The sequence below is a fragment of the Streptococcus sp. M334 genome, from assembly GCF_000187745.1.
Lineage (GTDB): Bacteria > Bacillota > Bacilli > Lactobacillales > Streptococcaceae > Streptococcus.
This window is the reverse complement of the sequence record NZ_GL732489.1, coordinates 72,981-85,425: the sequence shown is the minus strand read 5'-3', so window position 1 is coordinate 85,425 and position 12,445 is coordinate 72,981. Positions and strand designations below refer to the sequence as shown.

General features: G+C 37.9%; 12 protein-coding genes and 1 tRNA gene. 2 read left to right on the top strand and 11 right to left on the bottom strand.

All coding sequences use genetic code 11. From position 1 onward, the window contains the following. Nucleotides 1-143: 143 nt before the first annotated feature. From HMPREF0851_RS11760 to HMPREF0851_RS16505, 6 genes are all read right to left on the bottom strand, one after another. Nucleotides 144-392 (bottom strand): YneF family protein, encoded by a 249-nt coding sequence (locus HMPREF0851_RS11760; protein ID WP_000364990.1) that lies wholly within the window; start codon nucleotides 390-392, stop codon nucleotides 144-146. Nucleotides 393-598: 206 nt separating this feature from the next. Then, nucleotides 599-1,402, bottom strand: coding sequence for an ABC transporter ATP-binding protein (locus tag HMPREF0851_RS11755; protein WP_000157661.1), 804 nt, complete (start codon nucleotides 1,400-1,402; stop codon nucleotides 599-601). 12 nt (nucleotides 1,403-1,414) lie between these two features. Then, nucleotides 1,415-2,308, bottom strand: a complete 894-nt coding sequence (locus tag HMPREF0851_RS11750; protein WP_001012079.1) for an ABC transporter permease — start codon at nucleotides 2,306-2,308, stop codon at nucleotides 1,415-1,417. Nucleotides 2,309-2,319: 11 nt separating this feature from the next. After that, nucleotides 2,320-3,297 (bottom strand): ABC transporter substrate-binding protein, encoded by a 978-nt coding sequence (locus HMPREF0851_RS11745; protein ID WP_000869845.1) that lies wholly within the window; start codon nucleotides 3,295-3,297, stop codon nucleotides 2,320-2,322. A 488-nt stretch (nucleotides 3,298-3,785) separates the two neighbouring features. Then, the gene (locus HMPREF0851_RS16510) at nucleotides 3,786-4,271 is read right to left on the bottom strand and encodes a hypothetical protein (RefSeq protein ID WP_416068971.1); all 486 of its coding nucleotides are present in this window, start codon (nucleotides 4,269-4,271) and stop codon (nucleotides 3,786-3,788) included. Between the two features lie 46 nt (nucleotides 4,272-4,317). Beyond that, nucleotides 4,318-4,662, bottom strand: a complete 345-nt coding sequence (locus HMPREF0851_RS16505) for a LysR family transcriptional regulator (RefSeq protein WP_232197012.1) — start codon at nucleotides 4,660-4,662, stop codon at nucleotides 4,318-4,320. A gap of 126 nt (nucleotides 4,663-4,788) precedes the next feature. Here HMPREF0851_RS16505 and HMPREF0851_RS11735 point away from each other — a divergent pair, with 126 nt between their 5' ends. After that, nucleotides 4,789-5,304 (top strand): YbhB/YbcL family Raf kinase inhibitor-like protein, encoded by a 516-nt coding sequence (locus HMPREF0851_RS11735; RefSeq protein WP_000700170.1) that lies wholly within the window; start codon nucleotides 4,789-4,791, stop codon nucleotides 5,302-5,304. 376 nt (nucleotides 5,305-5,680) lie between these two features. Here HMPREF0851_RS11735 and HMPREF0851_RS11730 read toward each other — a convergent pair whose 3' ends face one another. The 5 genes from HMPREF0851_RS11730 to HMPREF0851_RS11710 all read right to left on the bottom strand — a co-directional run bounded on the left by HMPREF0851_RS11730 (nucleotide 5,681) and on the right by HMPREF0851_RS11710 (nucleotide 12,162). Then, nucleotides 5,681-6,607, bottom strand: coding sequence for an ATP-binding cassette domain-containing protein (locus HMPREF0851_RS11730; RefSeq protein ID WP_001291301.1), 927 nt, complete (start codon nucleotides 6,605-6,607; stop codon nucleotides 5,681-5,683). A 10-nt stretch (nucleotides 6,608-6,617) separates the two neighbouring features. Beyond that, a complete protein-coding gene (locus HMPREF0851_RS11725) occupies nucleotides 6,618-7,685 on the bottom strand; it encodes an ABC transporter ATP-binding protein (RefSeq protein WP_000159549.1) in 1,068 nt (355 codons plus the stop codon). Nucleotides 7,686-7,693: 8 nt separating this feature from the next. Further along, entirely contained in the window at nucleotides 7,694-8,620 is a 927-nt protein-coding gene (oppC, locus tag HMPREF0851_RS11720; RefSeq protein WP_000103691.1) for an oligopeptide ABC transporter permease OppC, read from the bottom strand. After that, nucleotides 8,620-10,116 carry an ABC transporter permease gene (locus tag HMPREF0851_RS11715; protein ID WP_000759917.1) on the bottom strand — a complete coding sequence of 499 codons (1,497 nt, stop codon included), beginning with the start codon at nucleotides 10,114-10,116 and terminating at the stop codon, nucleotides 8,620-8,622. The genes oppC and HMPREF0851_RS11715 overlap by 1 nt, the downstream gene beginning before the upstream one ends. A 66-nt stretch (nucleotides 10,117-10,182) precedes the next feature. Next, nucleotides 10,183-12,162 carry a peptide ABC transporter substrate-binding protein gene (locus HMPREF0851_RS11710; RefSeq protein WP_000749712.1) on the bottom strand — a complete coding sequence of 660 codons (1,980 nt, stop codon included), beginning with the start codon at nucleotides 12,160-12,162 and terminating at the stop codon, nucleotides 10,183-10,185. A 157-nt stretch (nucleotides 12,163-12,319) separates the two neighbouring features. Here HMPREF0851_RS11710 and HMPREF0851_RS11705 point away from each other — a divergent pair. Next, nucleotides 12,320-12,390 (top strand) — tRNA-Cys (locus HMPREF0851_RS11705). Nucleotides 12,391-12,445 lie beyond the last annotated feature (55 nt).

Sequence of the window (12,445 nt, the reverse complement as noted above, 5' to 3'; positions counted from 1 at the left end):
ATGAACCGAATGACAGCCTAAGCAACAACTATCTCTCTTAATCATAATCAAATATCAATAGAATGCAAGGAAAAAGTCTCATCCCTAAACCCTTAGCCAACATAGTGAGAAGTCTGGAATTTTCATCCCAGACTTTTCCTTATTTATTTTTTCTTTTTATTGTTAGCAAGGGCTGCCTTTTGTTGGCGGATGATTTGGTGGTAAACTTGTTGTACCTTAGCTTCGCTTGGTTTTTGACCATTTGCACTCAAAAGAGTACGAACTGCTTCAGCATTCAAACGTGGGTTGTCAGCGAATTCTTTTTCAATTTGCTTACGAACCAAGTACATTCCTCCAAGAGCTCCTCCTAGAAAAGCTAGCACAATCAATACAATTGCTAATAGTAAATCCATCATATTTCTCCTGTTTCTTTTTGAGTCTCTTTCATTATACCACAAACTAGCCACCCTGACTAGTTTGTTTTACGCTTTCAAGGATGGAATAGACAGCAAAAAGAACCCTGCTTTTCTGCAAAAGAGGGCTCCTTACTGAGTTTAATTTACATAGATAGGCAGTGTAAGAAATAAAAGACTAAGACACCACATCTCAGCCTTTTTCTTTATCCCAAAACCAATTCATCACTAACTAGACTTTGGCCACTATTTTTCTGGAAAAGATGCATGAGATCTTCAACCGTCAGATGCTTTTTCTCCTCTCCCTTGACATCCACCACTATCTTACCCTGATAGAGCATAATGAGACGATTGCCGTACTCAATCGCATGGTTCATATCGTGGGTAATCATCAAAGTCGTCAACTGATGGTGTTCCACAATCTTTTGCGTCAAATCCATCACCATTTGACTAGTTTTCGGGTCAAGTGCCGCAGTGTGTTCATCCAAAAGCAAAAGTTTGGGTTTCACCAGAGCTGCCATGACTAGGGTCAAGGCCTGTCTTTGGCCTCCTGAGAGATATTGAGTATCTACTTTTAAGCGATTTTCAAGACCAATATTCAACTCCTTCAAGGCCTCTTGGAACTGGATTCTGTCCTTCTCCTTCACACCCCAACCAAGCCCTCTCTTCTGCCCGCGTCTCAAGGCAATAGCCATATTCTCCTCAATCGTCAAACGAGAAGCTGTTCCCATCTTAGGATCTTGAAAAACACGGGCAATATCCTTGGCTCTCTTTCTGACACTCAGATTTTTAATGGATTTGCCTGCCAATAAAAGATCCCCTTCATCCACCGATAGATTGCCAGCCAAGATATTCATCAAAGTGGATTTCCCTGCTCCATTTCCACCAATCACAGAGATAAAATCTCCCTCTTCAACCTCTAAGTCTAATCCTTTGAGGACATGGTTCTCATTGACCGTCCCTGCTTCAAATGTCTTGTGAATATTTTCAAGTGTTAACAAACTTGCCATAACTTTCTCCTCCTATTCATTTCTCAATTTCAGACCACGAATCTTTAATCTCTTTTGCAATTCTGGCGCAAATAAAACTAAGGCTAACAAGATTGCATTAAAGAGACGTACTAAGTTTTGATCTAGATTTGGAATTTCATAGATATTTAAAATAATTAAACGGTAAACAATAGCACCGATTCCGATAGATAACAGGCGACCTCCAATGGTCAAGTCGTGTATCAAGACTTCCGCAATAATCACTGCACTCAAACCAACAACAATGGTTCCTGTCCCAGAAGTTACATCTGAAAATCCATCATTTTGGGCGAACAAGGAACCACATAGGGCAATCAAACCGTTTGAAATCATGTAACCAACAATCTTCATGGTGTCTACATTGACCCCATTGGCCTCACTCATCGGAATATTGTCCCCAGTCGAACGCAAGACCAAGCCAATCTCTGTTTTCATCAAAAGAGTCAAGACCAAACAAACAAGTAAGAGACAGGCCAAACTGAATGAGAAAACAGCTTCTTCATTTGTCAGTCCCAAGATAGCCAATTGTTTAAAGACGGTTGCAGAATCTCCTAAGGAAAGATTAGGCACACTTCCCATGATTTTAATATTGATGGAATAAAGCCCTGTCAAGGTCACAATCCCTGTCAAGAGAGCTGGGATTTTCATCTTGGTGTGGAGCATTCCTGATACAAGACCAGCAATCATACCTGCCAGCAAAGCAAGTAAGGTCGCAATCCAAGGATTTGCCCCTGCCTGTATCTGTGATACAACGACTGCTGCCCCCAGAGGAAAGGCTCCTTCAGCAGTCATATCCGCAATATCCAAAATACGAAAAGTCAAGTAGACCCCAATCGCCATAATCGACCACAACAAACCTTCTGATAAACTAGATAACACAAAATTCATCTTAAACCTCCTTATTCCTTGCCCTCTAACTTACTAATATCAATTCCTAGTGCATCTGCCATTTCTTGATTGGTATGCAATTCCAGTTTTTCAGGCAACTCAACTGCTATATTTTCTGGCTTCTCACCTTTTAAAACACGAATCAGCATGCGAGCTGTCTGTCTTCCCAATTCTTCATAATTGGTTCCGTAGTTATACAAGCCACCAACCGCAATCATTTCTGTTGAACCACCGAATACTGGAACCTTGTGTTTAATAGAAACCTGCTTGACTGTTTCCATGGTTGATGAAATGATATTATCCGTTGGTACAAAAACCATATCCACCTCTGCCATCAAGCTTTCTGCAGCCGCTTTGACGTTGTTACTGTCCAAGATTGTTTTTTCAACAACGGTAAAGCCTTTTTCTTCCAGAAGGCGCTTAGCTTCATCCTTTTGGACAACTGAGTTTGGCTCGCTCTGAGTATAGAGGATTCCAATCGTTTTAGCTTTTGGCAACACTTTCTTTATCAAATTGATTTGGGTTGAAATGGCATCTGATGACTGATCGCTTGTTCCAGTTACATTGCCCCCAGGATGCTCTCTTGACTCAACTAACTTGGCACTGACAGGGTCTGTTACCGCTGAAAAGATAACCGGTGTCGTTTGTGTTGTATTGGCCAAGCTCTGAGCAGAAGGCGTTGCGATGGCTAGAACGACATCACTAGATTCTGCTAGCTGCTGAGAAATCGTTTTAAGATTTCGTTGTTCTCCCTGTGCATTTTGCAAATCAATCTCGATATTTTTCCCCTCAACATATCCTTGTTTGGCCAGCTCATCCACAAACCCTTTTCTAGTAGCGTCTAAGGACTGGTGGGTAATAAATTGCGAAATACCGATACGAAACACATCTTTTTTCTTATCTGCCTTCAACTGATGCAAACTAATCAGAGAGGTTAAGAGGATCCCCACTACCAAGAGGGGTGCTAGCAATTTTCGAACAACTTTCATAATGAAACTCCTTCTCAGAAAAGATAAAACAAAAAACCGCCTAGATACTATCTAAACGGATGCTTGAAATAATCTAACAAGTTATAACTTTGCTAGTCCATTTAGATATTCATCTATATGGACCACAATCAAAAACCTTAGCCACATAGATACAAACAAATTGCTTGAACTGTTTGCATCCATGGTGACATGTCTACAAACACTATCTAAAGTAGCTAAAGTAAAAGTTTTGATTCATCGTTACAGCTTGTTTCTTATTCATTTCTTTTTCTGCTTTCTTTTTTGATGTTTCCTATCTTACCACCTTTTTCATCACCTGTCAAGATTTTTTCAGAATTTTTTAAAATTTTTCGAAAATTCTTTCAAAGCTTTTCGATTTCTGTTTCAAACTCATAACAAAGTCAGTCTAAACCCAGAAAAGATGACACGAAATTTCAATTTTATACATTAACACTAGCTTCTAGATACACAAGTCATCTTTTTAAGAGTTAAAAATTTACTTTATTTTGCTCAAAAACAATAAATTCCTTAAATTTATTTTTGAAAAGTTCAATAGCTTCCGAATTTTTTCTAGTCATTATGTAAGTAAAAGATAGTGGAATAGAAATTTCTTCTGGTATTCGAGTAGCAATATTAGGATTTAAAGTCATTTTAAGGTACAGAGGAAGATAAGAGATCCCTTGTCCCATTTCAATCAATTTCTCAGTTACTGCTATATCCTTTATAGAAACAAATTGAGATTCTGGAACAATTTCAGAAATTTCTTGTTTTACTTTTTTCCAATAAACAGGATGATTATCTGATAAGATCTTATATTTTTGAAATAACCCCACCTCAGTTAGTTGAGAATCATTTTTGGGATAAAAAAGAGCAATTTTACCCTCACAAATTTTTTCTGAATTAATCTTTGTAGTATAAGGTTCTTCCCTAGCTATCCCAATATCAAATTGATTATTTTCAATTTCTCGAGCGATGCCATTTTGTAAAACTGTAATTGAAATACCTACAGCTGGTTGTTCTTCAAAAAAATTCTGGAAGAAATTTCGGTAACAGATAGGTAGCTATGTAAGGTGAAACTGCGATGTTTAAATGTGTTTCCAACTTTTTATTTTTTAACTGTATTTTTTTAATTCCATCTTCATATGTCGCAATTATTTTTTTTACGATAGGGATAAATTCTCGTCCTGTTGGAGTCAGAGTTAAATTTCTTCCAACTGTTTCAAATAAATTTACTTGTAAATGTTTTTCGAGTTTTTTTATTTGCTGGTGAAGTGTTGGTTCCGTTAAAAATAATTCTTCACTTGCTCTATGATAATTGAGGTGTTTAGATAATACTAAGAATGTATAATACCAATCTAAATTCATTATCTCCTCTCCTTCCTAAAATAATATTTAATGAATTATTAACTTTTTCCAAATTTTAAAAAGTTAGTATTTATTATATCATAGAATCAAGAATAATTTATTCGATTACATGAAAGGAGCAATATGATGAAAATTAATATACCTTTTAACCAGAACTTATTGCCTAAACGATTTGGAAAAGAAGCAGATTGTACCGACATTATTAAGGGGAATCCTGTACGCTCCTTCCCCTTTGAGATTAGCGAATTACCAGAAGGGACAAAATACATAGCTATTACTTTAATTGATTATGATGCTATTCCAGTTTGTTCATTCCCTTGGATTCATTGGCTTGCTACGAATATAGAAGTCAAAAATAATACAGTCATTATTCCTGAAAATTACAGTCTAGATTATAAAGCTTCTATTACGCAAGGGAAAAATAGTTTCGCAAGTCCTCTATTGGAAACTGACTTTTCTGAAATTGATTCTATGTTTGTTGGACCAACTCCTCCTGATAAAGATCATCGATATACGCTAGAAGTGTTCGCTCTAGCTACTAAAACAGATTTGAAAAACGGATTCTACTATAATGAACTATTAGACGCGATCTCTTCAATTTCCTTAGAGAAAACTAGTACAGTTGTTATTGGTCAATTTTAAATAAAAATATGGGATAAACAATTGTATAATAGTTGGAAACAGATACAGATTATCAAATAAGATGATTATAAGCAATTGATAGTAACTTATTAGAATTTGATATTCACTTCACTAATCTAACATACTCCAATTTCTAAAATTCTTTATACATAAGTTTGAAGCTATACAAAAACTCAATCTTATACTCAATGAAAATCAAAGAGTATTAGGAGAAATTTATCAAAACTTTACATAATAAAAACGCATAATGTCAGTACGCCTACATCTAATATTATGCGTTTTTATCATTTTAAAATTTTTAAACCTATCTCTTTTAAGGATAGAAAAAAGGTTTATAATTTCCACAAAAGTTGACATGGAAATTATAAAACCATTATTAGTTTAATCCTTTTTGGTAACGTGCCAATTCGGCTTGGTTAGCCCAAACATAGTGACCTGGACGGATTTCAACCATCGACGGCTTATCAGTCTCATAGTCGTGTTGACTTGGGTCGTAAACCTTCAAGACCTTCTTACGTTCCAAGATTGGGTCTGGGATTGGTACCGCTGAAAGTAAGGCTTGAGTATATGGGTGAATTGGATTGTTAAACAATTCTTCTGTTTCTGCAACCTCTACAATAACACCCTTGTAAATAACCGCGATACGATCTGAAATAAAGCGAACAACCGACAAGTCATGGGCGATAAAGAGATAAGTCAAACCAAGTTCTTTTTGGAATTTTTTGAGCAAGTTCAAGACTTGGGCACGTACAGAAACGTCCAAGGCCGAAATTGGCTCATCTGCAATAACAAAGTCTGGTTGCATGACCAAGGCACGGGCGATACCGATACGTTGACGTTGACCACCTGAAAACTCATGAGGGTAACGAGTCAAGTGCTCAGCAAGAAGACCCACTTCACGGATAATATTTTTAACCTTCTCTTTACGTTCTTCTTCATCCTTGAACAGATGGTGATTGTAAAGACCTTCTGAAATAATATAATCAACAGTCGCACGTTCATTCAAACTTGCAGCAGGGTCCTGGAAAATCATCTGGATACGACGAATCAACTCTGCAGCTTGTTCACGCGATTTCTTACCATTAATCTTTTGACCTTCAAAAATGATATCTCCATTACTTGTATCATTGAGACCGATGATAGCACGACCAATAGTTGTTTTCCCACTACCTGACTCACCTACAAGCGAGAAAGTTTCTCCCTTGTTGATAAAGAAGTTAGCATTTTTAACTGCGACAAACTTCTTACTTCCTTCACCGAAGGAAATTTCTAAATCTTTGATTTCTACTAATTTTTCAGACATTTCCTTCCTCCTAGTCTGCCAGATGGGCAAATCCCATTTTATCACGGATCTTATCGTGAAGATTTGCAATCACAGCTGGTTTTTCTACTTTTGGAGCATCCTCATGAAGAAGCCAAGTTTTAGCCCAATGCGTCTCTGATACTGAGAATTGAGGAGCTTTTTGTTCGAAGTCAATCTGCATTGCATAGTCTGAACGCAAGGCAAAGGCATCCCCTTTCAAGTCAGTATAAAGTGACGGAGGTGTTCCTGGGATTGAGTAAAGATCCCCTTTATCATCAGCAAGCTGAGGCAAGCTAGACAAGAGACTCCATGTATATGGATGGCGAGGGTCATAGAAGACTTCCTCAACAGTTCCATACTCAACGATTTCTCCTGCATACATAACCGCTACCTTATCCGCAATACTTGCTACCACACCAAGATCGTGGGTAATAAAGATTGTTGTGAAATGGTACTCGTTTTGTAAAGATTTTAGCAAATCAATAATCTGTGCTTGGATAGTCACATCCAAGGCAGTTGTTGGCTCATCACAAATCAAGACATCAGGTCGGCAGGCAAGGGCAATAGCAATAACGATACGTTGACGCATTCCTCCAGAATATTGGAATGGGTATTCATCAAAACGTCTATCTGCGTCTGGAATCCCAACCTTATTCATGTAGTCAATAGCCAATTCTTTTGCTTCCTTGGCTGTTTTTCCTTGGTGTTTTACAATAACTTCTGTAATCTGACTACCAATTGTTTTAATCGGGTCCAAACTAGTCATTGGATCCTGGAAGATAGTCGCAATCTTAGCACCACGAATTTGTTCCCAATCCTTGTGAGAAGACAAGGCAGTCAAGTCTTGACCACGGTAGTCAATGCTACCTTGGGCAATGCGACCATTTTCTTCGAGCATACCTGTGAAGGTTTTTGTCAAAACAGATTTACCTGATCCTGACTCACCTACCAAGGCCAATACTTCACCTTCAACTAGTTCAAGGGAAACGCCACGAATGGCTGTCAATACTTTGTCACGAACGTCAAATTCCACGACAATATCGCGAGCAGTTAAAATTACATTTTTTTCTTTTGTCATTTCTACTCCTATCTATGTGTACGTGGATCACTAGCATCCGCTAAGTTTTGACCAACTACGAAAAGGGACAAGGATACCAAAACAAGGGTTGTCAATGGAATCCAGAACAAGTAAGCGTTAGTTGTTACGTTTTGTGAATAATCCGAAATCAAACGACCCAAACTTGGCACTGTAATTGGTAATCCAAGACCGAAGAATGACAAGAAGGCTTCGTATGAGATAAAGCTTGGAAGCATTTGAGTCATGGTTGTCACAATAACAGATACCAATTGAGGCATGATATTTTTGGCAACAATCTTCAAGGTTGGTGTTCCCAGAGTACGTGACGCCAAGTTGTATTCCAAGTCACGGTAACGCAAGATTTGCACACGAATCATGAAGGCAATTCCAATCCATGTTGTTACACTCATGGCGAAAATCAGATTCCAGAATCCAGCTCCGATTGAGTAAGTCAAGACAATGACAATCAAAAGAGATGGGATGTTTGAGATGACGTTGTAAACTTCCATCATCACGCGGTCAACTGATTTTGAAATTCCCCAAATACCACCGACAAAAACACCGATAACCAAGTTAATCACTGTCGCAATCACAGAAATGAGGATAGAGTTACGAGCTCCGAACCAGACACCGTCAAAGAGCGATTTACCGTTACTGTCAGTACCGAACCAATGCTCAGCATTTGGCTTGATATAACGAGCACTAAAGTCGTTTACCTTACTGACATCATTGAAATCAAACTTAGAAAACATTGGGTAGATGAAACTCATCAAAATGATGGCTACCAAGATTCCCAACATGACTACAGTTGATTTTTTCTTCATAAATTGTCTAAACACTGAACCCCAGTATGAATAAGCTGGCGCATCAATGGCTTCAGAGGCAAAATCGTCACGTTTTACGAACTGAAATTTTTCTTTATCGATTGTAGACATTATTTGCCTCCTTTCTCAGTCAATTTAATACGTGGGTCAATAATAGTCATCCAAATATCTCCTAAAAGAAGAGAGAGGATAGAAATACATGTAAAGATGAAGACAAGACCAACAACCATAGAGTTATTAGATGCTTTTACAGAGTCAATCAACATTTTACCCATACCTGGGAAGGCGAAGACTGTTTCAGTAAGGGTTGCACCACCGATAACCCCGATAACAGCACCAGGAATTCCTGAAACTAGCGGAACCATGGCATTTTTAAAGATGTGTTTGTTTGAAATTTCTTTTTCAGACAAACCTTTTGCACGAGCAAAACGAACAAAGTCCTGTGATTGCAAGTCAATCATATAGCGACGAATCCAAATAGCTGTACCAGGAGCACCCAATAAACCAAGGATAACTGCTGGTAAAACATACGAACGCCAATCTCCAGCACCCAAAATAGGGAATGAATCTGGAAGACCAATTGATGATCCAATCAAACGAACAATGTAAACCAAAGCAATGGTTGGAAGGGCCATCAAGAAGGTCAAAAACCCTGTTGAGAAGCTATCAATCCAAGTATTCTTGAAGCGAGCCATAGCTGAACCAAGTGGCACGGCAATCGCATAAGAAATCACCAAACCGATCAATCCAACAACAGCAGAGCTGGCAATCATTGAAGGATATTGGTAGTTACTTTCAGTTGCAGTATATGGATCATCTTTTCCGTAGTTAGCTACTTCACGAGAATCAGCCTGACTAGGTGATTTGTAGGTTCTTGAGTAAATATTTACAGAAGATGTCTTCTTACCTGTTGGGAACTGAACTTGACCCGTTTTTGTTTGCCCTTGCCCCTGAGTAATAACCTGTAAAACAGGGCTATTAGCATAGGTCGGATAAGAGTCACCTAAATTGATGTTCACAAAGTTTTGATGCACGAATGGGAACTGACTGTTGAAGTACAAGAGATATTTGTGTTTAGTTCCTGAACCGACCAATGACCATCCGATCGCTGGATCATTTTCGAAACGAAGGTAACGTTTCAAGTCTGGATTTTCAGGGTCTTGAATTTTATTAGTATGGTCAATGTCAATCAAGTTAGCATAGAATTTGAAAACACGTTCAAAAATTGGGATTTCACGAGTAGCGTAGAATTGGCCACTTTCAGTAAATTCTCCTAGAGTCCAACCATGACCGATTTGTTTGATGTATTTTTCATAGATATCCTTGTTGGTGTCATTAGCTTCAACTGTTACAGAGGCATCCATCTGGCTAGCTTTTTCTTGCAATTCCTTGGTATCGTAGTACTCGATATAGCCCATACGCTCATAAACAGTGTTCTCATAGTTATCACGCTTATCAGCAGTTGTCGCAATCTTGTTATAGTTGGTATCCTGTTTGAAAATTAATTTTCGAGGAACCATTGTATAGATAATCGTGTAAGTCAAGGTTGTTACTAAGAAGATAGAAACCAATGACCGCAAGACACGCATAAAAATATATTTCTTCATATCGTTTCCTTTTTAAATCCCAAAAGAACCTTCTCCTCATGGAGAGAAAGTTCCCTTGAGAGTTATTTATTTAACGTGTTTAGTCAATTCTTTTTGAACTTTTTCGTTTGATTCTTTTTTCTCTTTAATCCATTTCTCACGAGCTTGTTCATAATCAGCCTTTGTTACAACTTTGTCTTGTAACTGAATATATTTGAAGTAGAGATTTGAACCTTTGTCTCCAGATTGGCTATAAGAAGCTGAGAATGGTACAACACGAGAAATGAATGGTGCAGCACCACTAGAAGACATAGCTGGTAAGAAGAGTGAACTGTCTGTCAACCAAGCTTGAGCAGCTGCATATTTTTCATAACGTTTGTTAAGATCACTTGTTTCTTTTCCAGCTTCATCAAGCAATTTATCGTAATCTTTCATACCAACTTTAGCTGCAGCTGCATTTGATGGGTCATCATAGCCCATATAAGTTTTCGTTTGCTCACTATTAGTTGATTTAAGGATATCAAGGTAAGTTGATGGATCTTCATAGTCAGGATTCCATCCAACAGCACCTGAAAGATCCCAATCCTCAGCTGCCGCATTAGCAGCATAATAAGTTGCATTAAAGAATTCATCTTTAGAAATCTGTTGAATATCAATGACAACATTTTCTTCGCCTAAAACTTTTTCAACTGATTGTTTGAACGACTGAATCCGTGCAATAAAGTTTTTAGACGCTTGGTCTACTGGAACATCCAAGTGGATAGGGAATTTCACACCTTCTGCTTCCAGAGCAGTTTTAGCTTTAGCAAATTCTGCTTTAGCTTTATCAGCATTAAAGAGACCGTCTTGACCATCAGCAAAGTTTACATTTTTCCACTCGTCTCCATAAGTCGTAACTTTTTCAGCAACCAAGTCACCGAAAGTTTTTTCACCTGCGGAAACAAAGTCCGGTTTCACAAATAAATTACGAACTGCTAGAGGAGCACCTTCTTTACCGTTAACTTGAGCAGAATAAGCTGTACGGTCAAAGGCAAAGTTCAAGGCTTGGCGGAAGTCTTTGTTAAGAAGAGCTTTCTTAGTAGATGTTTTCTCTTCATCTGTCGTTTTAGATGTATATTTGTAATTTTGTCGATCAATATTTACACCTAAACCTCCAATACCAGCTCCTGACGGAGTGTAGAAAATATTATCCTTGTATGACTCCTCTACCTTTGAGAAGTTTGAACTTGTTGGGTAAAGACGAGCAAAACTATAAGCTCCACTTGTAAAGTTACGCTCAAGTGATTCTTGGTCCGAACCATCAAAATATGCAAGTGTTGCTTTATCTAAATGAACATTCTCTTTATCCCAGTACTGCTCGTTCTTAGTAAATTCGATAGAAGATTTAGCAGTCAAACCTTTAAGCAAGAAAGGTCCATTATATAGCAATGATGTAGGATCTGTCGCTTTAGCAAAATCAGAGCCTTTTGATTTTTCAAATTCTTCGTTTAATGGCCAGAAAATTGAATAAACCATCTTAGAGTTCCAGTAAGGTTCTGGTTGGTTCAAAGTATACTCAAGAGTATAGTCATCAACCGCTTTAACACCTACTGTAGAAAAATCTTTTGAATTCCCAGCCAAATAATCAGATAAACCTTTTACTGAAGTCTCAGCTAGATATAGAGCTTCTGATTTCTTATCTGCCGCATGTTTCAATCCATTCACGAAGTCTTTAGCAGTCACTTCGGCATATTCTTCACCATCGGATGTCATCCATTTGACACCTTTACGAATTTTGTAGGTATAAGTCAATCCATCTTTTGATACAGACCAGTCTTCTGCAACCGCAGGAGTCAAATTCCCGTATTTATCATTTGTAAAGAGGCCATCGATCCCGTTTGAAGTAGCCACTTTCGTACTCTCTTTTCCAGAGATAAGATAGTCCAATGTTTCTGGATCAGCCGAATAGACATAACCATAGGTTTTTGGAGCTGTCGAATCAGATGATTTTGAATTCCCACAAGCTACTAATACACCTGTTGCTAATAAAGCAACTCCTGCTGCAACAAAGACTCTACTTTTTTTCATTTCTTTACTCCTCTTATTAAAGTATAGGTTTTATCAATTATAACATAGATTTCGAGAAAAGTAAACGAATTTTCAGAATATTTAGGCTTATTCATACAAAAAATCTGAAAAAGCTATTGACTGTGAATGATTTTCAAGGTATAATAATAAAAGTAAAGGCGGTATAGCCAAGTGGTAAGGCACGGCTCTGCAAAAGCTTGATCGTCGGTTCAAATCCGTCTACCGCCTTCTATGAACTTGATTTATCAGGTTCCAAACGAACAGAAAGCCCAGTTTGAAGGGC